We start from the raw sequence: 24,557 nt of genomic DNA, 5'->3' as shown, positions 1-24,557 counted from the left end.
TTCAAGTAGAAAAAGTGAGTCAGCAAGAAACAGGACATATCAGCCCAAAAGAAATAGAAGAAATTTTGCTTCACTTCTCCAATTCAATGGTAGAGTTGGAGACTGAAGAAGAAATTCTTTGGGATATGGCAAATAACTGTATCTCTATCTTAGGATTTGAGGATGCTGTTATCTATTTATTAGATGATAAAGGAGAATATTTAGAGCAAAAAGCTGCTATCGGCCCAAAAAACCCAAATGGCACAGCTATTATAAATACGATAAAGATTAAAGTGGGTGAAGGTATAACAGGAAAAGTAGCAGCTACCAGTCTCCCAATTATAGTTGATGACACACGAACCAATGAAGATTATATAAAGGACGATTCTTTCAGATTATCCGAAATAGCAGTTCCTATAATGCTGGAAGGAAAAGTCATTGGGGTAATTGATAGCGAAAATTCGCAAGCAAATTATTTCAGTGATCAACACTTAAAAATTTTATTGGCGGTTGCCTCAATCTATGCAGGACAAATTGCCAGAATTCGTGCATTACATACCGTAAAAGACACGGAGTTTGAAAGGTGGAAAATTCAACAAAAAGCAACTAGATTACAAATAGAAGCTCTTTCAGCTCAATTAAGCCCTCACTTTGTCTTTAATTCCTTAAATGCCATTCAACATTATATTGTATTGGAAGACAAAAGAAAGTCTCTCCGATTCCTGAATATTTTCGGAAAATTGCTTCGTTACTTTCTCGGGCAATTACATGAAGAAACTGTAAAAGTTTCAGAAGAATATCAAATGCTTGAATGGTATCTTCAACTTCAAAAACTCCGCTATGAGGATAAACTTACTTATAACCTGAAAAAAGGTAACATTGAGACATTTCCAAAAGCTAAGATCCCTGCCATTATAGTACAAAGTTTAATTGAAAATCTGCTTGAAGAGAACATTGCCAAATCGAATGGAAACACAGAAATTGAAGTGGATTTCCATATTTCCGCTTCAAAAGTTAATTTCAATGTGGTAATAAATAACACTTTAGCAGTAGAAGAAGCGCCAATTAACTCCATCTACAAGAAAAATATGATTCCTTGGGAGGATTTTGTTAATATGCTGAACGAACTCCGACCTTATGAAATAAAATCCAAGGTTTCAGAAACACCTTTGGATGGATCAAATAAGTCGGTTAAAACTGTTCAACTTATTTTTCCCAATCTAGCCAATCAATGAGGCAACTCCTCTTTTTACTCTTTTTGTACTTTATATCGGCCTGTTCGTTATGGGCCCAAGAACTTATCCCCGCATACAGGCTTCCTATAAATCCCAAGATTTATATATCCGACACTGCATTAAAAGCAGATCAGGCGTTAGAGCTTTCTAATCAAAATCAATTTTTCAGTAAAGACTCTTTAAGAGCTCCCAAACATGGATATTATTATTGGTTTGAAATAGACCTTCAGGATTTTTTAAGCGACCTAATAGAAGACTCCATATACTTTTATCCAAGTCAAGTTGAAAAAGGTGCCCTGTACATTTTTCGAGAAGGGAAATTGACAGCACTTTCCTATAACCGATTTGAGGAGAACGAACTCCAAAGAACAAATCTTGAAAGTCCTTATTTTATTGCCCTTCAAAAGGATGAGCTAATTCAAGGAAACAAGCTTTTATTACTTACCCAATATATAAGATCTACCCCAAATCTTTCCAGAATAAGATTTGGCGTGGGCAACCCTCAAGCTCACAAAGTATTTTCGGACTATCTGACTATCAACTCCTTTAAAAGCCAGGTTTTAGCTTTCTTCTTCTTGGGAGTCGCTTCAGTGTTAATGGTTTTTAACTTGATTCTTTTTTTCAATATGAAGGAAAGACAGTACATCTATTATGGACTGTTTTTGCTATTTCAATTGATTTACTATTCTAGAATCAGCCCCTATTTAGCGGCAAACTTTGGGTATGAAAATAGCTTGTTTTTTTTCTGGCTCACCACGGTATCTCAAATTCTCATCAATACCTTTTACTTACTCTTTATTCGCCATTTTCTTGAACTCCAAAAAGTCCTTCCAAGGTTTGATAAAGTAGTAAAAGGCGTAGCCATCCTTCTTATCTTTTTTTTACTTTTTGTGAGTGCAATAATTTATATGGAGCCTTATAGTCTTCTGCAAGCAAAAATCATGAATTGGCAGCGCTATTTTATGGCCTCATTCGCATTTGTGGGAGTTGCATATCTTTGGAAAACCTATCCTGGAAAGCTCGTTTATTTCGTGATTGCTGGCACTTTGGTATTTACCACAGGAGCCTTAATGACCATGTTCCTTTTTGACCTGGATTATATGATTACAGGTTCAGCCATAGAAAGTACCATCTTTGCTTTAGGGCTATCCTATAAAATCAAACTTATCAGTATTGAAAAAAGAGAGGCTGAAAAGGAAACTTATCAAACTCGTTTAGGTGCGCTACGCTCCCAAATTAATCCTCATTTCATATTTAATAGCCTAAGTTCTATTCAGCATTTAATAAGCAGCGGACAAAAGGAACCTGCTTTAAGATACCTATCGAAGTTCAGTAAATTCGTAAGACAGGTATTGGAAAACTCTATAGACATCCATGTGACACTTGAAAAAGAAGTAGAACTATTGAGGGTCTACTTAGACCTAGAATCACTACGATTTGAACATGCCTTTGAATACAACATTGTTTTACCTGAAAATGCAGATATGCTGTACGAAGAAGTACCCATGTTGATTATCCAACCCTTTGTAGAAAATGCCATCAAACATGGGCTTAATGCAAAAAAGTCTGGAGATAAAATATTAACAATTCATTTTAAAGATTCAGAAAACTATATCATCTGTGAAGTAAAAGACAATGGTATAGGTAGGAAAGCTGCAGGAGAACTTAAGAGAGCAAATTATAGACCCTCAAGAGGAATGAGCTTAACTTATGAAAGACTTAAGTTGGAAAACAAGTGGCAATCCATCGAAGATTTTATTCAATACGAGGATCTAAAGCCAGGTACGAAAGTGATCATTAAAATCCCAAAACAATGACAAATTTAAGAGTGATTATCATTGAGGATGAATATCATAATAGAGAAACTCTCAAAACGTTTTTAGCAGATTACTGCCCGGAGGTTGAGGTTTTGGGTGAAGCAACTGATGTTCAAGAAGCTGTTGAAAAAATAACACTTCACCAGCCCGATCTCATTTTTATGGATATTGAACTCCAAACGGGAACCGGCTTTGATGTATTGCAAAAGGTAAAACATTTAGATTTTCACTTGATTTTTACCACAGCATTTGAACATTATGCCATCAAGGCGATAAAATTCAGTTCAATAGACTATTTATTAAAGCCTATCGATTTAGATGAGCTTTTAGAAGCAGTTCACAAAGCAAAGGAATTAATCCAAACAGAATCTAGACAGAATTTGTTGGAAAACCTTTTAAATAATTTTCAATCAGGAAATCCAGAGAATCGGAAAATTTGCCTTTCCACTTCCGAGGGAGTTGAGTTTATTCCAGTAAACCAGATTCTATATTGTGAAGCAAACGGTTCTTATACAGACTTTCATTTAAAAGATGATCGAAAGTTAGTGGTCAGTAAGAACCTTAAGGAATATGAAAACTTACTTATTGATGTCAACTTTATGCGTGTTCATAATAGTTTTTTAATCAACCTTTCTGAGGTTAAAAAATTTGTCAAATCAGAAGGAGGCTACATTGTCATGAACAATGAAAAACAGGTAAGCATATCTAATTCTAAACGCGAGGAATTTTTAAAAAGAATGGGAATATGACAATTTATTAGCATTTGCCTCTAAAATTCCTCTTTCAAATTTGAGCAAAGACAAATAGCCTGCTATCTTAACATATCACTTTTGTCAAACCCAAGAAAGCATGGATACAGGCTTAGAATCTAAAATTTTATCGCAGGGAATGAACCCTGAGCTAGTCAAACAACAAATAAACCATTTCGAAAACGGCTTTCCTTTTTTAAAAATTGTAGCAGCTGCTACTCCTAAAAATGGAATTAAAGTATTGAGTGACAAGGAACTTGCTCACTTTCAAAAATCCTACCCAGAAAAAACTTCACAAATTGAAGTAGTGAAATTCGTTCCAGCGAGTGGGGCTGCCTCACGAATGTTTAAGGACCTTTTTGCCTTCCTTGAAGGAGATGGAGACCTCAGCAAATCTCCTTTTGTTCAGAAATTCATGGACAAGATTGAAAAATTCGCCTTTTATGATGACTTAAATGAGGTTCTAAAGGCACAAGGAAGTAGTATTAATCACAAATTGGATTCTAGAGATTATAAAGGAATCCTAGCTGCCTTGCTTTTGGAAGATGGATTAGGTTATGGAAGCCTCCCAAAAGGCTTGCTGAGGTTTCATAGCTACCCAGAGGAAAGAAGAACTCCAGCCTATGAACATTTAATTGAAGGAATACAGTATGCTGTAGGAAAAGGCAATATTGTTAAAATTCATTTTACGGTCTCCCCTGAGCATGAATCGAAATTCAAAACTGAAATAGCTTCCATCGTTCCCAAACTTGAAAAGGAATACGAAGTCAAATTCGACATAAGTTATTCACAACAAAAAAAGGCAACAGACACCATTGCTGTCAATATGGATAACAGCCCATTTTTGGAAGATGATGATTCTATCTTGTTCAGACCAGCAGGTCACGGGGCTTTACTAGAAAACCTAAACGACATTTCCGCCGATTTAATCTTTATCAAAAATATAGACAACGTAGTTCCCGACCGTCTAAAGGAAGAAACCAAAAACTATAAAATGGCTATCGGTGGACTCCTTTTAGAAATTCAGGAACATGTTTTTGAAGCCTTGAATAGGTTAAAATCTGAAGTTACAGATTCCTCCATCATGCATGCAGAACATGTACTTACTTACCATTTAGGAGCAAAACTACCGGATGGATACGAGTCCAAATCCCATGAGGATAAAGCAACTGCTTTACAGGAGAAATTAAATCGACCTATACGGGTTTGTGGAATGGTGAAAAACACCGGGGAACCAGGAGGCGGTCCTTTTTGGGTGCAAGAGTCTGACGGTTCTCTTTCCTTGCAAATTGCTGAAACTGCCCAAATAGACCTGAGTGATTCAGACACTCAAGAGGTCTTTAAAAGTTCCACTCACTTCAACCCTGTAGATCTAGTCTGTGGAACCAAAGATTTTGAAGGTAAGGACTTTGACCTTTTGGAGTTCCGGGATATGATGACTGGCTTCATTACAGAAAAATCCAAAAGTGGCAAAGACTTAAAAGCACTGGAATTGCCAGGCCTTTGGAATGGAGCCATGGCAGGTTGGAACACTTTATTTGTGGAAGTTCCTCTAATTACTTTCAATCCAGTGAAAACTGTGAATGATTTGTTAAGAGACGAACATCAATAGTATCTGAAGCAGAAGAATTAAGCATTTAAAATGCTTAATTCTTCTGCTCTTTTTAATCTTCTTTTTTTCCTTCGTACAGGTCGTATTTTAGCAAGCGACAATCAATGGTACCATTCCAAAATTCAATCCTTCTACTGGCTCGTAAACCTACCTTTTTTGCCAACTCCATATTTCCTGTAAAAATATAACCTCTATAGCCTGGGCATTTTTGTTTCATAAAATCTCCCAATCGTTTATAGGTCTCAACCAACTCATCCGTCTCCCCTAACCTTTGCCCATATTCTGGGTTAAAAATTACTACCCCTCTAGGCCTTTCAGGAATTTCTGTTTCAGCAAAGTCGCAAACCTGAAACTCGATCATATGATCTACACCTGCATTGATTGCATTTTCTTTTGCAAAAGCAATGGCCTGTAAGGATAAATCCGAGGCAATAATCTTGAGCTCTGGAATTTCTTTGATTTTATTTTCAAGCTTTCTCTTCTTAGCCAAAAAGGCTTCTTCTTGATAGCCAAGAATATATTGAAAGGAGTAATTATCCCTGTACAAACCTGGGTATCTTTTAGTAGCCAACATAGCGGCTTCAATCGCTAAAGTACCTGATCCACACATTGGGTTAATAAATGGAACTCTAGTGTTCCATTCGGTTGCGAAAATGGAAGCTGCAGCCAAAGACTCTAACATAGGTGCTTTACCTGGGATTTTCCGGTATCCATGTTTTCCAATCGTATCTCCAGAAGTATTGATGTACATAGCCGCTCTTGTTCCTTTCCAGTATAATTGAAAAACGAGACCTTGATAATCGGAACCAGAATCTGGTCTTCTTCCTGATTTTTCTCTAAACCTGTCTACAATCGCATCTTTTACCCGAACGTTCACAAACATGGGGTTATTAATACTTTCATTATCCACCACTGAGCTGACAGAAAAATAACCATCCACATCTAAATACTCCTCCCAAGGAATAGCCTTCACTCTTCTATAAATATCATCTGCATGCTGGAGATAAAAAGATTTGATCTCGAAAAGTACTTGAGACGCAGTTCTCAAGTGAAGATTGAGGTCCATGCATTCTTCCATACTTGCCTGTAATTCTATCCCTGTTCGGGTAACTTCATCTGGGACAAAGCCCAGTTCTCTCACTTCTGCTTCCAGGTAGGATACAAAGCGATCCTTACATGTAATAAATACTTTTCCTCGTTGGTCAAAATCAATCATGCGCAAAAGTAAGAAAGTTCGACCGATTCTTTTTCCATTCAAATGCTAGATTACTCTTTCATCGATTTTTAGGCTTTAAACTCGAAAACGTTTGCGTAAATTCAATCAAATCCTAGTTGTGTGAACAGCCTTAAATCAGGATTTTTACTTAATACTAAAAACCAATTTTATGAAAATGTTTTCGAAATTATTCCTTTTTCTTTTCTCAGGAATACTGTTTATAAGTTGCTCCAATGGAGCTCAAAAGTCCGATGATGGATGGGTAGACCTATTTAACGGCAAAGACCTCAGCGGATGGAAAGCTGTAGCAGGGACAGCCAACTTTGAAGTGGTCGATGGAGTAATTGTAGGTTCTGCAGTTGCTGGCTCTCCAAACACCTTCTTAATTACTGAAGAAACATATGGAGACTACATTTTAGAGCTAGACTTAAAAGTAGAAAACCTTACAAGTAACTCTGGAATTATGGCCCGTGGGCAATTCGACCCTGCGGCTAGAGATGGAAATGGATTGGTTTATGGATATCAGGTAGAAGCTGACCCAAGCGAAAGAGCATGGTCGGCAGGTATTTATGATGAAGCTCGCAGAGGATGGTTATACCCCTTGGACCTAAACCCAGCAGCGAAAACTGCTTTTAAAATGGGAGAATTTAATCATTATAGAATAGAAGTGATTGGAGATGAGATCAAAACTTGGCTAAATGGACAAGAAGTTGCTTATGTGGTGGATGATATGGATAGCAAAGGATTCGTGGGACTACAAGTACATAGCATTCGAAATCCAGAGGACGAAGGCAATAAGACTTATTTCAAAAATGTAAAGATCAAGACTACTAATTTGGACCCTAAGCCTTTCAGCTCATCTATTTACGTTGTGAATAATAGACTCAATGAATTGACAGACTACGAAAAAAACACAGGATGGAAATTGCTATTTAATGGCCAAAACTCTGAAGGATGGAAGGGTGCTTACAAAGACGAGTTTCCTGATTTTGGCTGGTCGGTCAATGATGGGATTTTGACAATTGCTGAATCTGACGGTGGGGAATCTACCAATGCCGGAGATATCGTGACCAAGGAAGAGTTTTCTGCTTTCGATTTAGGCTTTGAATTTAGACTTACAGAAGGAGCTAATAGTGGATTAAAGTATTTCGTGACTTTATCTGAAGGAAACAAAGGATCGGCAATTGGTTTGGAATACCAAATTTTAGATGATGAGAAGCATCCTGATGCCAAAATGGGAAAAGAAGGAAATAGAACTCTTTCCAGTCTTTATGATCTAATTACTGCTCAAAAACAAGGAAGATTTATAAATCCAATTGGAGAATGGAACAAAGGCCGTGTAGTAGTAGAGCCAAATAATCATGTTACTCATTATCTAAATGGACTTAAAGTTTTGGAATATGACCGTGGATCTGAAGAGTTTAGAGAACTAGTTGCAAATAGCAAGTATAAAATCTGGCCGAATTTTGGCGAAGCTGAGCAAGGACATATCCTTTTACAGGATCATGGAAACAGAGTTAGTTTCAAAAACATTAAATTAAAGTCACTTAAATAAAGCCCAAAATACGATGAAGAAAAACAGAAGGGAATTTATAAAGAAGTCAGCTGCTGCCACTTTAGGCTTCTCAGCTATGGGAAGTCTGGGTTTTTCTGCAAAAAGTTACGGAAATATTCTTGGCTCTAATGAAAGATTAAATGTTGCGATTGCAGGATTAGGCAGAAGACTTGGTGCTTATTACGAGCCTATAAGCCTTGCCAAAAACAATGTAAATTTAATGTACCTCTGCGATGTCATGGAGTCACAAATGACAAGAGCTGCCAATAACTTTTCCAAAAGGATTGATTACAAACCTAAATTGGAAGGGAATATTATGAAAGTACTGGAGGATAAAGAGGTAGATGTATTAATCAATGCCACTCCAGATCACTGGCATGCTCCTGGAACTTGGCTAGCTTCCGAAAGAGGTAAACACGTTTATGTAGAGAAACCATGTAGCCATAACCCTAAGGAAGGTGAAATATTAATCGCCATTCAAAAGAAATATGGCAATATCATCCAAATGGGTAATCAGCAGCGCTCAGCTCCTGAAAGTATTGAAATCATCAAAGCTATCCATGGAGGAGCCATTGGAAAGGTCAATATGGCAAAAGCTTTTTACAGCAATGCCAGAGGAAGAGTGGTAAATCCTACACCAGCTGCACCACCAGAAGGACTTGATTGGGAATTATTTCAAGGTCCTGCACCAAGAAGAGAATATACAGACAACACATGGGATTATAATTGGCATTGGTACGGATGGGATTATGGTACTGCCGAAACAGGTAATAATGCGACCCATGAATTGGATGTAGCCAGGTGGGCACTACAAGTAGATTATCCAGTAAAAGTCTCAACTGTGGGAGGTAAATTTCATTTCGAAGATGATGGATGGACCATGTATGACACACTGGAATCAACCTATCAATTTGAAAATGGTTCCGTGATTCAGTGGGATGGAAAAAGTCGAAATGGATACAGTACTTATGGAAGCGATCGTGGAACAGTCATCTACGGCTCTGAAGGGTCTGTTTTTGTAAATAGAGGTGGCTATAAACATTTTGACAGATCAGGTAAACTTATCAAAGAGAACCTTGCATCCAATAATGAAGGCGGAACTCAGCTTGGTGGAGGCGGTGATATGAGTACGATCCACGTTTCTAATTTCTTTGAAGCTATCCGAGGAAATGAGGAACAAAACTCAACTATAGAAGAAGGTGCAGTAAGTACTTTACTTTGTCACTTGGCAAACATCTCTTATAGAACAGGAGAGTCATTAGTTTGCGACCCCAAAAATGGACATATACAAAACTCCACTAAGGCAAAAGCACTTTGGGCTAGAGAATATGAAAAAGGCTGGGAACCTCCTTCCTTGTAATATATTTAGAACTAAATAGAATACCTGTTATCTAAAACGTAACAGGTATTTTTTTTTAGAATTTATGGGAGTTAAATGATTTTTTTAATTAAGTACTCCACTGAAAAATTACATTATTTTTCGCCATTTTTTTGAAAAAAAATCAAAAACCTAAACTTTTAAATAAAGTATATTCAATTACACTGGGTTTTATTTCCAATATAATATTTTGACGCAATCGATTGCGTAAAAAATTTTAGTTCCTATGGATATACTATTTAATTTGAACAGATTATATCAAATTATCACAGATAATGATCGTATTTCTAACCTATTTACCACTCATAAAAGATGGGCGGCAAGACAAACAACAATTTTTATAACACAAACCTCAAAAATTATGAAACCCAAAATTTACACGTATTTATGTGTACTTCTTTTGCTCTTAAGTGGAGTCTCACCCACTTTTGCACAAGATTCACAAGTAACGGGAACTGTCAATGATGAGTCAGGCTTCCCCCTTCCAGGAGTGACTATATTAGTCAAAGGCACCACTAGAGGAACAACCACTGATCTGGATGGAAATTACTCTATTAATGCTTCCTCAACCGAAACTTTGGTATTTTCCTTTATAGGATATACTCCATTAGAAGAATCTGTTGGAAGTAGAAGTGTAATCGACGTTACACTAAACCCAGATCTTTCAGAATTGGATGAAGTAGTCGTGGTAGGATATGGTACTGCCAAAAAAAGTCAATTGACTGGAGCTATTTCATCAGTTGGCTCAAAGGAAATTCAGGAATTACCTATCACAGATGCCAGACAAGCTTTACAAGGTAGAGCAGCTGGTGTGGATGTTACTCAACCTGGATCTAAACCGGGTTCTGCACCACAGGTTAGAATTAGAGGTAGAAGGTCTTTCAACGCTTCCAACGAACCACTTTATGTAATTGATGGAATTCCTGTTGTCGGTGGATTAAATGACATCAACCCACAGGATATTACTTCTATGGAAGTTCTAAAGGATGCATCAGCTACAGCTATTTATGGTTCTAGAGGATCAAACGGTGTAGTATTAATTACCACAAAAAGAGGTACTAGAGGAAAAACAATCGTTTCTGTGGACTCTTATTATGGAGTGAATCAAGAGCTTGGAAAGATTGATGTTTTCAACGGACCTGAGTTTGCCGAATATAAAAGAGAATCTCGTAGAACAAGTGGGGAATATCCAGATGGACCAGCTACACCTGCAGCAGATGAATCACTATTTGAACCAGTTGAGCTTGAGGGTATTGCACAGGGAAGAAGCACTGATTATGTCGGAGGACTTTTAAGAAAAGGAGCTATTCAAAGTCATCAGGTAAGTGTAAGTGGTGGTTCAGAAAAAACTACTTTCTTTGTTTCTGCTAACTACTTTAATGATAAAGGTGTTATCAAAAACCAAGATTATACTCGATATACTTTCAGAGCTAATATTGATCATCAGATTAATAAGAAAATAAAATTCGGCACCTCTACCTTGGTTTCATTCAGTGAAAGAAATGGAGAAAATTTCAATCCGCTCGGAGGAGCCCTTGCAGAAAATCCACTTGGAAAGCCCTACGATGAGGATGGAAACTTAATCTTCCTACCTACTTCTGATGGATTAAGAACCAACCCGTTTGCGGAAATTGTTGAAGGAGCGCAGGAAGATCTGACCAAAAACTACAGGATTTTCAATAGTATTTTTGCCAATTATGAGATTATACCCGGCTTAACCTATAGATTGGTTTTTGGTCCTGATATCACCATTAGTAGAAATGGTAGGTTTACAGGTTCTCAAACGAACGCAAGACGTGGTGGTGATGCCACTGGTAGTGTAAATGATGAATTCACCTTTAATTATACTCTGGAAAATATCCTGACTTTCAATAAGTCTTTCAATGAAAAGCATAATCTGAACATTACAGCATTGCAGTCTATCCAGAAAGATAGATATGAACAGACTACAGTTAGTGTTTTAGGTATTCCAGCAGAATCTCAATTTTATCACCGTTTAGGGGATGCCTCTCAAATTACAGGAGCAAATACTAATTTGAGAGAATGGGCATTGATGTCATTCATGGGTAGAGTTAACTATGATTACAAAAACAAATTCTTGTTAACAGCTACATTGAGAGCGGATGGTAGTTCAAGGTTTGGTGAAAATAATCGATTTGGTTACTTCCCTTCAGTAGCATTAGGATGGAATATTCATTCCGAAGGCTTCATGCAAAATTCAACGAATGTTGATCAATTGAAATTTAGAGTTTCTTATGGATCAATTGGTAACCAAGCAATCAACCCATACCAAACTCAGGCGCTTTTAGGAAGAACTTCCTATGCATTTGACAATTCTCCAGCCTACGGTTATAGACCAAGTACGATTGGTAACCCAGATTTAAGATGGGAAACTTCTACAACTTTCAATGTGGGCTTAGATTTTGCTTTATGGCAAAATAGAGTATTTGGTTCTTTAGAATATTATATCACAAATACATCTGATTTATTAGCTCCTCAACCACTTCCTAATTCCATTGGATTTGGTGGATTCACCACTAACATTGGAGAGACTCAAAACAGAGGTATCGAATTGACCCTTTCTACGCTTAACATAGAAAAAGGTGATTTCACTTGGACTTCGGATCTGATTTTCACAAAAAACAAAGAAGAGATCATTTCACTTCCAAATGGTGACGACATCTCTGCAGGTAGATTTATCGGTCAACCATTGACAATATTCTATGATTTGAAAAAGATTGGAATCTGGCAATTGGACGAATTAGATGAAGCTACTTCTTATGGTAGTGTACCTGGAGAAATCAAAATAGAAGACCTAAACAATGATGGAGTAATTAACTCAGATGATAGACAATTCCTTGGATCTGCAGTTCCTGATTTTGCTTTAGGCTTTACAAATAGATTTTCTTACAAAGGTTTTGACCTATCCTTCTTCTTATTTGGAAGGTTTGGTTCAATGATCAGGTCTCAATTCCATACTGGAAACAATACGCTAGCAGGTAGATACAACAACCTAGACGTTAACTATTGGACTCCTAATAATCCGACTAATGATTACCCAAGGCCAAATGTGAATCAGGAAAGAGCTAAATACGCAAGCTCTATGGAATACTTTGATGGTACTTTTATTAAAGTAAGAAACATCAATTTCGGCTACAATTTCGCGCCTGAGGTAATCAATAAAATTGGTTTCACCAGCCTAAGATTATACACAAGTATTCAGCAACCTTTCATTTTTGCAAACTACAGATCTGAGCACAAAGGAATTGACCCTGAAGTGTTTATAGATGGGGAGCAAGGAGTTGGTGGCGGAGCAGTAAATGCAAACGTCTCTCCTGCAGTCACTTCTTTTACATTTGGTATTAATGCAAAATTCTAAATAGAAATGAAAAATTTAGCTATAAAAATGAATAAATGGGCGAAAGCAACAGCCCTGGTAATAGGATTTTCTACTATGATTTCCTGTGATGGATTTCTGGAAGAAGATGTCGTTTCCCAAATCGGTAACGATTACTTAAATACACCAAAAGGACTTAATGATGGAATCAACGCTGCTTATAGCACGATGAGAGCTTGGTACGGAACTGAAAGAGGCAATAATTTCACCATATTCGGTACGGACATTTATACCAATGGAGCAGATGGTGGCTGGAAATTCATGAATACCTACACCAATCAATTTGACTCTCAAAATGGTCATGTGCGTGAGTTATGGGATGAGTTTTACCGAGGAATCAATACCTGTAACGCAGTAATCGATAGATCAGTAAATGTGACTGGAGTTTCTGAAGATGTTCTCAAACAAAGGATTGCAGAAGCGAAGTTTATCAGAGCACATCATTACTTTATTTTAGTTCAGTTGTTTGGCGGAGTTGATTTGCAGCTTTCTGAAACAGAGGTTCCTACAAAAGAAGTAACCAGAGCAACGGTAGCTACAGTGTATTCAGCAATTATTCAGGATTTGCAAGAAGCTATTCCAAACTTGGAAGCGAAGGCAAAATCTTCAGATTACGGACGTGCTACCAGACCAGCAGCTGAACATTTATTAGGCAGAGTATATTTAACTAAAGGCACATCAGAAGCTGCTGAAAGTTCTGATTTTGCTAATGCTGAGCCATTATTACAAAGTGTCATTGATAATTATGGCTTAATCTTACTTCCCGATTTTGCGGATGTTTATGCATTTGGAAATGAAATCAATGATGAAGTAATTTATTCTGTTCAATACACTAGAGATCCGTTGACCAATGGTGGCGGTAATAACGCGCACGTATTCTTCTTAATGGAGTATGATGTGCAGCCAGGAATGATTAGAGATACGGAAAACGGTAGACCATTTAAGAGGTATAGACCGACTAATTATACTTTAGACGTGATTTTTGCAGAAAGAGAGAATGACTCAAGATACAAAAAGTCATATCGTGATGCCTTCTTATCCAATAGACCAGGGACTTATAATACCACTTTTGACAAGTCAAAAGAGACAGTGACTTTCGCTCAAGGCGATACCACCATGTGGTTACCAGGGTATAATATGTCAGAAGCAGAAAGAGCCCAATATCCTTATCAGGTCTTGACGCCTGAGCTTTATACAGAGCGCTTGTTTCCAGCTTTAAGAAAGCATATGGATCCAGGAAGAGCTGACCGTACACAATTTGAAGGTGGTAGAGACTACATCGCAATGAGATTAGCTGACACTTATCTTTTACTTGCAGAATCTCAATTCCGTCAAGGAAAAATGGATCTAGCTGCGGAAAACCTTAACATGGTAAGAAGAAGAGCTGCCTTCCCTGGAAAAGAAGCGGAAATGGAAATCTCAGCATCAGATGTAACTTTTGAGTTGATTACTGAAGAAAGAGCTAGAGAATTGATCGGGGAACAGACACGCTGGTTGGATCTGAAAAGATGGGGAATCTTAGTGGAAAGAGTGAAACTCTATAATCCTCAAGGAGCGCCTAACATTCAGGATTTCCATACATTGAGACCAATCCCTCAAAATCAAATTGACCGGGCAGAAGGAAATGCTAGCGCATTCCCTCAGAATCCAGGCTATTAATTAAATAGCCACATAAACAGAAAAGCTGTTCCGAAAATTTTCGGAACAGCTTTTTTTATTTTAATAAATGGTTACTCCACCATCGTAGAAGCTCTTATCGTAAGCTTTGAGGGTAAAACCACTAACTCATCCGGGAAATCAGGTTGTTTAGGCCTTGTTAATTTCTTCATCAAAAGCCGGCCACACTCCTCTCCCATTTCAAAAGCTGGCTGGGAAATCGTGGATAGTGACGGGTTTAATAGCCCTGCAATTCTCATGTTAGAGAAACTAATCACTTTCAAATCCTTTGGGATTTTCAGTTCTAGATTTTTAGCAGCCATATAACTAGCAATGGCTAATTTTTCAACAGAAGCTAAAATCCCATCAGGCGGTGCTTCTGATGATAAAAGCTCTTCAATTACTTTAACATTCTCAGATTCATCTTGAAAACAAACCTTGTTTAAATGTGGCTCTGTTGAGATACCTGCTTCTTTTAATGCAGCTAAAAACCCCCTATGCCTTTCTTTAGTGATAGAAATCCCTTCAGACAACATTAAAAATGCAGGTTTTTTACAACCTTGTTGGATTAAATGCTTGGTTGCTTCATATGAGACTTGATAATCATTCGTGATATATTTCGTCGTAGGAATTTCACTACACACTCTATCAAAAAATAATATAGGAAGCCCCCTTTCATGAAGCATTTTCAAATGGGAAATATCACTCGTTTGACTTGAAACAGACATGATGACTGCGTCCGCTCTACCATTGAGAAGTAGGTTGACAATTTTCTTTTCTTTCTCCAAGTCCTCATGTGTGCTATAAACTAATAAATGATACCCATGGTCCTGTGTAATAGACTCAAGACCATCTATAAAATGAGCGAAAAAAGCATTGATCCGCTCAGGCATTATAACAGCGATAGCATTACTCTTATTTTCCCTGAGACTTCGCGCAAAAGGATTGGGTTGATAATTTAACTTTTCAGCCATTTTCAACACTTTCTCCTTTGTCTTATCGCTTATTTCATAGCTATCATTTAAAGCCCTCGATACTGTTGAAGGCGCTAAATTAAGTTGAGCTGCTAATTCTTTCAGACTAATTCCTGAGGCCATGGTCTGTCAAATTTTGGGTTTAATAAATTGGGAATTGAAAATACGAAGGTTCTTTTACTAATAATCATTCCGCTCATATAATTTCGAAAACGTTTTCGTATTTAAATAATTAAAAAGGGTGAAATCAGGGTAAATTGCTTTCAGTTAATAGCAGATGAAATTCAAAAAACCATATGCAAACTTTGGACAAAAAACAGGCATTTATTGCAGAGGATTTTCTTTTAGAGAACAAGTATTCACAGCACCTTTATCATACATACGCCAAGGGTTTACCCATCATAGATTATCATAACCATCTCCCTCCTAATGAGATAAACTCTGATAAAAACTTTGAAAACATTTCAAAAATCTGGTTAGCTGGTGATCACTATAAATGGAGAGCCATGCGGACCTTGGGAGTTCCAGAAAAATATATCACAGGCGATGCCAGTGATGAGGAGAAATTCCAAAAATGGGCGGATACCGTTCCTTATACTTTAAGAAACCCACTTTTTCATTGGACTCACTTAGAACTTCAGCGCTATTTTGGAATTGATGAACTGCTTACGTCCAAAAATGCTTCTGCTATTTTTAACCAAACATCAGAAATGTTGCAAGGATCGGATTTTAGCACTTGTTCCTTATTGAATAAAATGAACGTGGAAGTTGTCTGTTCAACTGATTCTCCCACTGACACTTTAAATGAACATGTTTCATTTAGCAAAAAAGAAAATGATCTTCAAATGTACCCTGCTTTCAGACCAGATAAAGCCTATGCGGTTGAAGACCCAAAGGCCTATGGTAAATACCTTGCGGAACTTGGGGAATTAGCAAATGGTCAAGGAATTGCAAATTTTGAAGAATTAATTCAAGCACTACAGATAAGAGTAAATTATTTCCACGATCGAGGATGTAGAGTTTCTGATCATGGCTTGGAACAACTTTATTATTTTGAAGGCGAACCATATAACATGGATGTATTGATCCATGACCTTAGGTATGGTAACACTTTAACGAAGGAAATGGCCGAATTCTTTAAATTCAAAGTATTGGTAGAGCTTTCCAAAATGTACCATAGCAAAGGTTGGGTTCAGCAATTTCATTTAGGAGCACTTCGAAACACCAACGAACGAATGTTGTCTGTGTTAGGTCCAGATACAGGATACGACTCTATTGGAGATTTTGATCAAGCTTCTGCCCTTTCTAAATATCTAAATAAGTTGGAGTCCTCTGACCAGTTGAGTAAAACGGTATTATACAATCTTAATCCAAGGGATAATGAAGTTTTCGCCACAATGATCGGTAATTACAATGGTGGAGGCATCAAAGGTAAGGTTCAGTTTGGATCTGGCTGGTGGTATTTAGATCAGAAGGATGGTATGGAGAGACAGATCAACACACTATCCAATATGGGCTTAGTTTCCTGTTTTATTGGAATGTTGACTGACTCAAGAAGCTTCCTATCTTTCCCAAGACATGAATATTTCAGAAGGATTTTATGTAATCTTTTCGGAAATGATGTAAAAAATGGAGAACTACCTTGGGATGAAGCATGGCTTGGAAAAATCATTCAGGACATTTGCTATTATAACGCTAAAAATTACTTTGACTTTGACCCAAAAAACATAATCGTATAATATGAGCACATTATTTTCCATTGAAGGGAAGAAAATAGCTTTTTCAGGAGCAACAGGTGTACTAGGAAAAACAATGGCCTTGCATTTAGCTCAGGAAGGAGCTCAATTGATCATTATTGGAAGAACCCAGGCAAAGGTTGATCAATTAGTAGATGAAATAAATGCAACAGGACGAGATGCCTGGGGCTACTACGCAGATGTAACGGATGAAGAAGGGCTGCAAGAAGTAGCTTCAAAAATCGAATCTGACCATGAATACATAGATATTTTGATCAATGCTGCTGGTGGTAATATGCCTGGAGCAGTAATCACTCCCAATCAAACTTTCTTAGACTTAGACACAAAATCTCTAAAGAACGTTGTGGACCTTAATTATCTGGGAACAGTCTTACCGACTAAAATTTTACTTCCTTTGATGCTCAAAAATAATAAGGGGAATATCTTAAATATCAGCTCAATGGCGGCCAGTAGACCTATGACTCGAGTTTTAGGTTATGCCTCTGCCAAAGCTGCAATAGACAATTTCACCAAATTCTTAGCAGTAGAATTGAGCGCTAAACATGGACCCGAATTTCGTGTGAATGCCATTGCTCCTGGATTTTTTCTTACGGAACAAAATCGTACCCTGCTTACTGAATCAGATGGAAGTTTAACTCAAAGAGGTAATCAAATCAAGAGTCATACACCAATGAATAGGTTTGGAAAGCCTGAAGATCTTTTGGGTTCTTTGCAATGGCTCTGCAGTGATGCATCTCAATTTGTAACCGGAACAATCATCCCTGTAGATGGTGGATTCAGCGCATATTCAGGAGTATAGTTTTATCAATCATCCAGAATAAGCTAACTTAGATAAAAGCAATAAAACCCTGTAAACTCAAAATTATGACCTATAAAATGGAACAAACCATGCGTTGGTATGGTCCAAATGACCCAGTTAGTCTTCAGGATATTTTACAAGCTGGAGCCACGGGCATTGTAACTGCTCTTCACCACATTCCCAATGGTGAAGTATGGACTTCTGAAGAAATCCTAAAGAGAAAAGCAACCGTCGAACAAGCAGGTTTGACTTGGTCTGTCGTAGAGTCTATTCCTGTTCATGAAAAAATCAAAACCCGAACAGGCAATTATCAAGAGCTCATTGAAAATTATAAGCAAAGTATTAGAAATTTAGCTAAGGCTAGAATCAAAACGGTTTGCTATAATTTTATGCCGATATTGGATTGGACCCGAACAGATTTATTCCATACACTTCCGAACGGCGCCAAAGCATTACTTTATGAAAAAAAGGCTGTTCAAGCTTTTGATTTATTTATACTTAAGAGAGAAGGTGCAGAGGCAGACTACTCAACTTCTGAGCTTCAGGAAATAAAAGCATATTATGAAGGCCTAAGTCCTGAAAAACATCAATTGATTATTGACAACATTTTAAAAGGTCTTCCAGGTTCAGAGATAGGATATACACTTGAAGAATTCAAGGAAATGCTTTTAACCTATGAAGGAATTAATGCTGAAAAGCTTGCAGAGCATTTAAAGTTATTTCTTGACGCAATCGTTCCAGTCGCTGAAGAAAATGAAGTTTATTTAGCGATTCACCCAGACGATCCTCCGTTTCCATTATTTGGATTACCTAGAGTAGTTTCTGTTGCTTCAGATGCAAGAAGATTAATTACAGATCAACCAAGCCCTTATAATGGGTTGACATTTTGTACAGGCTCCTATGGGGTAAGAGCAGATAATGATCTTCCTGCCATGGTTGCAGAATTTGGAAAACATATCCACTTCATACATTTGAGAAGTACTCGTCGAAAAGAGAATGGTGATTTCTTTGAAGACAACCATTTGGATGGAAATGTAGATATGGTAGCTGTAATTGATGAGATTTTAAAAGTCCAGGAACAAAGAGGGAAATCGCTTCCTATGCGACCGGATCACGGGCATCAAATGCTTGATGATCTTAAAAAGAAAACCAATGCAGGATATTCAGCCATCGGAAGATTAAAAGGACTGGCTGAAATTCGTGGAGTAGAAGCAGCTTTACTTTATAAAAAACAAAAATGACCCATAAAGAGAAGATGATATCGGGTAAATGGTATCTGGCCGCAGATCCAGAATTGATGGCCGAAAGGATGCATGCCCGAAAACTTCTCAAACAATTGAACGATTCAGAGCCAGAGGAAACTTTTTTAAGAGCGAATTTAGTAAAAGAGTTACTGGGAAAGTCTGGGAAAAATGTTTGGATTGAACCGCCATTTTTTTGTGACTATGGCTACAACATTGAAGTTGGGGATGATTGTTTCTTTAATTTCAATTGTGTTGTTTTAGATGTCACTCCTGTCAAAATTGGTGATCGGGTATTGATAGCTCCTAACGTTCAGTTTTATGCCGCCTCACACCCGACTGATGCTAAGTCACGAGGAGAATTATGGGAATTTGGAAAACCCATTACTATAGGTTCAGATGTGTGGATTGGAGGAAGTTCGGTAATTTGCCCCGGAGTAACCATTGGAGATCGATCCATTATTGCAGCAGGTTCAGTGGTCACCAAAGATGTACCAGCAGATGTAATTGTCGGTGGGAATCCTGCAAAATACATCAAAGACGCTCCCAAAGAAGCAAAAGAATAAAGCTTAATTAAAATCAGGGTTTCAAATGAAAAACATTTGCTTATTTTTGAACCCATAGTTTTTATACTGAATTAAATCCATGAAAAGAGTTTTAGTAAGCGGTGGTGGCGGATTCCTCGGAAGCCATCTTTGTGACCGCCTTTTAAAAGAAGGAAATGAGGTTTTATGTGTTGACAACTTTTTCACAGGAAATCGAAGAAACATTCATCACCTTCTTGACAACAAGAATTTTGAATTACTAAGGCATGATGTAACTCATCCTCTTTATGTGGAAGTAGATGAAATATACAATCTTGCCTGCCCTGCCTCTCCAATTCACTACCAGTTTGACCCAGTTCAAACCACCAAAACTTCTGTAATTGGTGCCATGAATATGTTAGGGCTCGCTAAAAGGCTAAAAATCAAGATCCTTCAAGCAAGTACATCAGAAATTTACGGAGATCCTGAAATTCACCCTCAACCAGAATCGTACAGAGGTAATGTAAATACCTTGGGACCAAGAGCCTGTTATGATGAAGGAAAACGATGTGCAGAAACTTTGTTTTTTGATTACTATAGGCAACATCAAGTCCCTATTAAGGTGATGCGCATATTTAACACCTACGGGCCTAGAATGCATCCCAATGATGGTCGAGTGGTATCAAATTTTATTGTACAAGCTTTAAAAAATGAGGACATCACGATCTATGGTGATGGGAAGCAAACCAGGTCTTTCTGCTATGTTGATGATAACATAGAAGGTATGTATCGATTGATGAATAGCCGAGATGGTTTTACTGGACCTGTCAATATTGGAAACCCTGGTGAGTTTACGATGCTTGAGTTGGCTCAATTGATTATTGAACTAACTAACAGTAAGAGTAAATTAGTATTTATGTCTCTTCCTCAAGATGACCCATTGCAAAGGAAACCGGTAATTGATCTAGCAAAAAAGGAGTTGGATTGGGAACCAAAAATCGCCTTGAAGGATGGTTTAACCAAAACCATAGAATACTTCGAAGGAATTATTTAAGATATCAAAAAGCCATCCTAATAGGATGGCTTTTTGATTTTAGTCCTTTTCAAAGGTATATCCTGCCCCATCACATGGAGTCGCGGAAAAATTACTTAGCTTATTACTAAACCTTAGTGTTAACAGTTCCTCGTCTGGATCTCCACAGTTATTATAAATATCATCACCGGCAGTAAAAGTTAAATAGATGAAAAGTTTTGCATCACTTGAACTATATAATGGCACATCTTCCAAAGTATAAACTCCTGTTGCTTCTTTTAATTCCTCTCCTTCTGACTTTCTTGTCTTTTTAAATGTTCCATCTGACATAAACTGGTAGGTCTGAAAGAAATCACTTAGATTCTCACTACTTGAAGTTCCAGTCCAAGGATTATAAATCTCCACCAAAGTCCAGTCACCAACAATAAAATTTTCCTCTGATTTTTCCTTATCACAAGAGAAGAACATCATTAAAGAGCAAAAAAACAGCAGTTTTTTCATAAGAAAGGAGGTTTGATTTAAACCCAAACGAACTATTGCCAATAAATGCAACAATTGTGATTTGCCAAAATGAACATTATTTTGTTTTGGCTCCAATCTTTTCCATATGCGCCTCTTTGATTTTCCTCCTTAAAATTTTCCCAACATTCGATTTTGGTAGCTCATCAGTAAAATAGACTTCTTTTGGGATTTTATAGTTAGTCAGCGATTCATGACAATGTGCAATCACTTTATCTTCCGATAAAGAATCTCCTTTTGGGACTACGTATGCCACTACTTTCTCAGTGGACTTTGGATCTGGCATACCTATAACACCTACCTCTAAAACACCTTCACAGGATGCAATGACATCTTCAATTTCGTTTGGATAAACATTGAAACCAGAAACCAAAATCATTTCCTTTTTCCGATCTACAATCTTGAAAAATCCATCCTCATCCATTATCCCGATATCTCCAGATTTAAACCATTCTCCACGCATGACTTCTGCAGTTTCCTTAGGCCTATTCCAATATCCAATCATTACTTGGGGGCCTTTGATGCAAATCTCTCCTCTCTCGCCGATGTCTAACATATTGCCCTCATCATCCATGACACACATTTCGGTATTGGGAAGTGGAATTCCTATCGTCCCATTTCTCTCTGTCCCATCAATTGGATTACAGGAAGCCACGGGTGATGTTTCCGTAAGACCATAACCTTCAGCAAGAGGAGTTCCAGTAACTTTTTTCCATTTTTCAGCGGTAGACTTTTGAACTGCCATACCTCCTCCAACAGCAATTTTCAAATGAGAAAAATCCAGATTCTTAAAAGATTCCTGATTTAATAAACCATTGAATAAGGTATTTACACCTGTGAAAACTGAAAACTTGTGTTTGGAAAGGTCCTTGCAAAATGCGGGCATATCACGCGGATTGGTAATCAATACATTATGAGCCCCAATTTTCAACATTGATAGACAGTTAACTGTCAGTGCAAAAATATGATAGAGTGGCAATGCCGTAATTACTACCTCTTCTCTCTCTTTTAAACTCGGTTTCATCCATTCTGAAATCTGTTGCATGTTCGCAATGATATTTCCATGGCTAAGTTCTGCACCTTTTGAAACACCAGTTGTACCTCCAGTATATTGTAAAAAGGCAGTATCACTCTTCTTGATTTTGGGTGCATGAAATTCGTACTCGGCTCCCTGCTCCAGTGCAGATTTAAAAGTGTCTGCTCCGGGAAGTGAATAGCTTGGAACCATCTTTTTGACATGTTTTACAACCAAGTTTACGATCGTCCCTTTCAAAAAACCCAATAAATCACCTAGTTCGGTGATGATAATTCTTTTCGCTGAAATCTCCTCTCTAATCTTTTCTAGATTATGAGCAAAATTTGCTACAATGACGATGACATCTGCTCCGGCATCATTGAATTGATGCTTCATTTCTGCAGAAGTATAAAGAGGATTAGTATTTACTACAATCATTCCAGCTCGAAGTGCACCAAACATGGCCACTGGATATTGCAGAGTATTTGGCATCTGAAGGGCTACTCTTGAACCCTGCTCTAGTTTCAATACATGTATGAGATAATTTGCAAAATGAGATGAAAGCTTATCTAATTCATTAAATGAGAGCGTCTTACCCATGCATTCATAGGCTGTACTATCTCCGTATTTTTTGACAGATTCTTCAAAAAGTTCAGAAACACTACCATAGGCATCACAGTTGACAACTTTGTCAACTGACTTTGGATAAAATTTAAACCATGGAAAATCTTGCATCTCACTATATTTTGGGTGATTGTTTTTTTTCTGAATTACTAAAATTTCTAGGGATTGGACAACGATTACAGTCGTCTATTTCAATATTTTTCTTGCAATAAGCTCTTTCATAATCTCGTTTGTGCCTGCATAAATACGCTGAACTCGGGCATCTGCATAAGCTCTTGCCACACCATAGTCCCACATATAACCATAACCTCCATGCAACTGGACACATTCATCTGCTACCTTACATTGAAGCTCAGTCATATTATATTTGGCCGCTGAAGCCATAGCTGAATCTAATAAGCCCTGATTATGTAGCTGGACCAGGTGATCACAATAAATTCTTCCTTGCTCCAATGCAGCCGTCATTTCAGCTAGTTTAAATCTCGTATTCTGAAATTCAGAAAGAGATTTCTTAAATGCCTTTCTGGTTTTCACGTAATCTACGGTAGCCTCTAGCATATATTCTCCTAATGCCACTGCAGCAAGAGAGACTACCAAACGCTCTTGAGCTAGTTCAGTCATCAAATATTTAAATCCCTCACCTTCATTTCCAAGGAGGTTCTCTTTTGGAACTATAACATCCTCAAAAAACAATTCGCAGGTATCTTGCGCATGAAGGCCAACTTTCTGAAAAGGCTTTCCTCTAGTAAAACCTTTCATATCCTTGTCTATGATAAGAAGACTTATTCCTTTTGCCCCTTTATTGGGATCAGTTTTCACTGCTACTACCACTACATCAGAAAGGTATCCATTCGTAATAAAGGTCTTTGTACCATTGACAAGGTAATGATCGCCTTGATCTACAGCACTAGTCAATATACCCTGCAAATCTGACCCTGCTCCTGGTTCAGTCATGGCTATTGCCCCTATAAAGTCTCCCGAAACCATTTTAGGGATGTATTTTGATTGAGCACTTTCTGTCCCATAATGCAAAATATAAGGCATCACGATATCACTGTGTAAAGGGTATCCTATAGCTGGCCCCGAACATCCACTCAGTCCCAATTCCTCAATAAGTATGGCATTAAATCTAAAATCCTGGATATTCATGCCACCAAGTGATTCTGGAGCCTGTATTCCTAAAAAACCATTCTCTCCAAATTTCTTCCAAGATTCTCGGGAAACCATTTTATTCTGCTCCCATTCTTTATTGTATGGGCTTACTTCTTTTGCAATAAAATCCCGTACACTTTGACGGAAAAGTTCATGTTCTTCTGTATATAGGGTTCTGGGTAATCCAAACATAGCTGGTTTATTGGTGTTTACTTCTTATAAAAATAAGGATTTTTGATTGCCTTAAATAAGTAATTTAAATCAAAGCAGTATTCCTTTTTCATTCTTTTTTCCTGAAAGATTCAATAATCTAATGCCATGTTAG

18 protein-coding genes are annotated in these 24,557 nt (G+C 37.6%); 13 read left to right on the top strand and 5 right to left on the bottom strand.

The window, feature by feature from the left end:
* Positions 1-14: 14 nt before the first annotated feature.
* The 4 genes from ALPR1_RS09915 (at position 15) to ALPR1_RS09900 (ending at position 5,392) form a co-directional block, all read left to right on the top strand.
* On the top strand, positions 15-1,214 hold the full coding sequence (locus ALPR1_RS09915) for a histidine kinase (protein ID WP_008200355.1): 1,200 nt from the start codon (positions 15-17) through the stop codon (positions 1,212-1,214).
* A complete protein-coding gene (locus ALPR1_RS09910; RefSeq protein WP_008200354.1) occupies positions 1,211-3,031 on the top strand; it encodes a sensor histidine kinase in 1,821 nt (606 codons plus the stop codon). The genes ALPR1_RS09915 and ALPR1_RS09910 overlap by 4 nt, the downstream gene beginning before the upstream one ends.
* Positions 3,028-3,780, top strand: coding sequence for a LytR/AlgR family response regulator transcription factor (locus ALPR1_RS09905; RefSeq protein ID WP_008200353.1), 753 nt, complete (start codon positions 3,028-3,030; stop codon positions 3,778-3,780). The genes ALPR1_RS09910 and ALPR1_RS09905 overlap by 4 nt, the downstream gene beginning before the upstream one ends.
* Before the next feature lie 100 nt (positions 3,781-3,880).
* Positions 3,881-5,392 (top strand): DUF4301 family protein, encoded by a 1,512-nt coding sequence (locus ALPR1_RS09900; RefSeq protein WP_008200352.1) that lies wholly within the window; start codon positions 3,881-3,883, stop codon positions 5,390-5,392.
* Positions 5,393-5,444: 52 nt separating this feature from the next.
* Here ALPR1_RS09900 and ALPR1_RS09895 read toward each other — a convergent pair whose 3' ends face one another.
* Positions 5,445-6,608, bottom strand: a complete 1,164-nt coding sequence (locus tag ALPR1_RS09895; RefSeq protein ID WP_008200350.1) for a THUMP domain-containing class I SAM-dependent RNA methyltransferase — start codon at positions 6,606-6,608, stop codon at positions 5,445-5,447.
* 169 nt (positions 6,609-6,777) lie between these two features.
* Here ALPR1_RS09895 and ALPR1_RS09890 point away from each other — a divergent pair, with 169 nt between their 5' ends.
* The 4 genes from ALPR1_RS09890 to ALPR1_RS09875 all read left to right on the top strand — a co-directional run bounded on the left by ALPR1_RS09890 (position 6,778) and on the right by ALPR1_RS09875 (position 14,597).
* Positions 6,778-8,163, top strand: coding sequence for a 3-keto-disaccharide hydrolase (locus ALPR1_RS09890; RefSeq protein ID WP_008200349.1), 1,386 nt, complete (start codon positions 6,778-6,780; stop codon positions 8,161-8,163).
* A gap of 13 nt (positions 8,164-8,176) precedes the next feature.
* Positions 8,177-9,523 carry a Gfo/Idh/MocA family protein gene (locus tag ALPR1_RS09885; RefSeq protein WP_008200347.1) on the top strand — a complete coding sequence of 449 codons (1,347 nt, stop codon included), beginning with the start codon at positions 8,177-8,179 and terminating at the stop codon, positions 9,521-9,523.
* Between the two features lie 379 nt (positions 9,524-9,902).
* The gene (locus tag ALPR1_RS09880; protein ID WP_008200345.1) at positions 9,903-12,920 is read left to right on the top strand and encodes a SusC/RagA family TonB-linked outer membrane protein; all 3,018 of its coding nucleotides are present in this window, start codon (positions 9,903-9,905) and stop codon (positions 12,918-12,920) included.
* A 6-nt stretch (positions 12,921-12,926) separates the two neighbouring features.
* Positions 12,927-14,597, top strand: coding sequence for a RagB/SusD family nutrient uptake outer membrane protein (locus ALPR1_RS09875; RefSeq protein WP_008200344.1), 1,671 nt, complete (start codon positions 12,927-12,929; stop codon positions 14,595-14,597).
* Positions 14,598-14,668: 71 nt separating this feature from the next.
* Here ALPR1_RS09875 and ALPR1_RS09870 read toward each other — a convergent pair whose 3' ends face one another.
* Positions 14,669-15,691 (bottom strand): LacI family DNA-binding transcriptional regulator, encoded by a 1,023-nt coding sequence (locus ALPR1_RS09870; protein WP_008200343.1) that lies wholly within the window; start codon positions 15,689-15,691, stop codon positions 14,669-14,671.
* A gap of 173 nt (positions 15,692-15,864) precedes the next feature.
* Between ALPR1_RS09870 and uxaC the strand changes: the two genes are divergently transcribed.
* From uxaC to ALPR1_RS09845, 5 genes are all read left to right on the top strand, one after another.
* Positions 15,865-17,307, top strand: a complete 1,443-nt coding sequence (uxaC, locus tag ALPR1_RS09865; RefSeq protein WP_008200342.1) for a glucuronate isomerase — start codon at positions 15,865-15,867, stop codon at positions 17,305-17,307.
* Between the two features lies 1 nt (position 17,308).
* A complete protein-coding gene (locus tag ALPR1_RS09860; protein ID WP_008200341.1) occupies positions 17,309-18,124 on the top strand; it encodes an SDR family oxidoreductase in 816 nt (271 codons plus the stop codon).
* Between the two features lie 65 nt (positions 18,125-18,189).
* Positions 18,190-19,365: a mannonate dehydratase gene (gene uxuA, locus ALPR1_RS09855; RefSeq protein WP_008200340.1), complete on the top strand. Its 1,176-nt coding sequence runs from the start codon at positions 18,190-18,192 to the stop codon at positions 19,363-19,365.
* On the top strand, positions 19,362-19,931 hold the full coding sequence (locus ALPR1_RS09850) for a sugar O-acetyltransferase (RefSeq protein WP_008200339.1): 570 nt from the start codon (positions 19,362-19,364) through the stop codon (positions 19,929-19,931). The genes uxuA and ALPR1_RS09850 overlap by 4 nt, the downstream gene beginning before the upstream one ends.
* Before the next feature lie 79 nt (positions 19,932-20,010).
* On the top strand, positions 20,011-20,943 hold the full coding sequence (locus ALPR1_RS09845; protein ID WP_008200338.1) for a UDP-glucuronic acid decarboxylase family protein: 933 nt from the start codon (positions 20,011-20,013) through the stop codon (positions 20,941-20,943).
* A gap of 39 nt (positions 20,944-20,982) precedes the next feature.
* On the opposite strand, the gene ALPR1_RS09840 is transcribed toward ALPR1_RS09845, so the two are convergent.
* The 3 genes from ALPR1_RS09840 to ALPR1_RS09830 form a co-directional block, all read right to left on the bottom strand.
* Positions 20,983-21,423: a hypothetical protein gene (locus ALPR1_RS09840; protein WP_008200337.1), complete on the bottom strand. Its 441-nt coding sequence runs from the start codon at positions 21,421-21,423 to the stop codon at positions 20,983-20,985.
* 76 nt (positions 21,424-21,499) lie between these two features.
* Positions 21,500-23,191 (bottom strand): AMP-binding protein, encoded by a 1,692-nt coding sequence (locus tag ALPR1_RS09835; RefSeq protein WP_008200336.1) that lies wholly within the window; start codon positions 23,189-23,191, stop codon positions 21,500-21,502.
* 75 nt (positions 23,192-23,266) lie between these two features.
* A complete protein-coding gene (locus ALPR1_RS09830) occupies positions 23,267-24,424 on the bottom strand; it encodes an acyl-CoA dehydrogenase family protein (RefSeq protein ID WP_008200335.1) in 1,158 nt (385 codons plus the stop codon).
* Between the last annotated feature and the right edge of the window lie 133 nt (positions 24,425-24,557).

The organism is Algoriphagus machipongonensis, from assembly GCF_000166275.1.
In the GTDB taxonomy this organism is placed as follows: Bacteria; Bacteroidota; Bacteroidia; order Cytophagales; family Cyclobacteriaceae; genus Algoriphagus; species Algoriphagus machipongonensis.
The sequence above is the reverse complement of the archived record's forward strand: the minus strand, read 5'-3'. Positions and strand labels throughout refer to the sequence as shown.

Bases quoted from the DNA above. Each gene is read 5' to 3' on its own strand.
- ALPR1_RS09885 (WP_008200347.1), top strand. From the start codon at position 8,177: ATGAAGAAAAACAGAAGGGAATTTATAAAGAAGTCAGCTGCTGCCACT.
- ALPR1_RS09840 (WP_008200337.1), bottom strand. From the start codon at position 21,423: ATGAAAAAACTGCTGTTTTTTTGCTCTTTAATGATGTTCTTCTCTTGT.
- ALPR1_RS09910 (WP_008200354.1), top strand. From the start codon at position 1,211: ATGAGGCAACTCCTCTTTTTACTCTTTTTGTACTTTATATCGGCCTGT.
- ALPR1_RS09845 (WP_008200338.1), top strand. From the start codon at position 20,011: ATGAAAAGAGTTTTAGTAAGCGGTGGTGGCGGATTCCTCGGAAGCCAT.
- ALPR1_RS09875 (WP_008200344.1), top strand. From the start codon at position 12,927: ATGAAAAATTTAGCTATAAAAATGAATAAATGGGCGAAAGCAACAGCC.
- ALPR1_RS09830 (WP_008200335.1), bottom strand. From the start codon at position 24,424: ATGTTTGGATTACCCAGAACCCTATATACAGAAGAACATGAACTTTTC.
- ALPR1_RS09890 (WP_008200349.1), top strand. From the start codon at position 6,778: ATGAAAATGTTTTCGAAATTATTCCTTTTTCTTTTCTCAGGAATACTG.
- ALPR1_RS09870 (WP_008200343.1), bottom strand. From the start codon at position 15,691: ATGGCCTCAGGAATTAGTCTGAAAGAATTAGCAGCTCAACTTAATTTA.
- ALPR1_RS09880 (WP_008200345.1), top strand. From the start codon at position 9,903: ATGAAACCCAAAATTTACACGTATTTATGTGTACTTCTTTTGCTCTTA.
- uxaC (WP_008200342.1), top strand. From the start codon at position 15,865: ATGCAAACTTTGGACAAAAAACAGGCATTTATTGCAGAGGATTTTCTT.
- uxuA (WP_008200340.1), top strand. From the start codon at position 18,190: ATGACCTATAAAATGGAACAAACCATGCGTTGGTATGGTCCAAATGAC.
- ALPR1_RS09835 (WP_008200336.1), bottom strand. From the start codon at position 23,191: ATGCAAGATTTTCCATGGTTTAAATTTTATCCAAAGTCAGTTGACAAA.
- ALPR1_RS09900 (WP_008200352.1), top strand. From the start codon at position 3,881: ATGGATACAGGCTTAGAATCTAAAATTTTATCGCAGGGAATGAACCCT.
- ALPR1_RS09905 (WP_008200353.1), top strand. From the start codon at position 3,028: ATGACAAATTTAAGAGTGATTATCATTGAGGATGAATATCATAATAGA.
- ALPR1_RS09860 (WP_008200341.1), top strand. From the start codon at position 17,309: ATGAGCACATTATTTTCCATTGAAGGGAAGAAAATAGCTTTTTCAGGA.
- ALPR1_RS09850 (WP_008200339.1), top strand. From the start codon at position 19,362: ATGACCCATAAAGAGAAGATGATATCGGGTAAATGGTATCTGGCCGCA.
- ALPR1_RS09895 (WP_008200350.1), bottom strand. From the start codon at position 6,608: ATGATTGATTTTGACCAACGAGGAAAAGTATTTATTACATGTAAGGAT.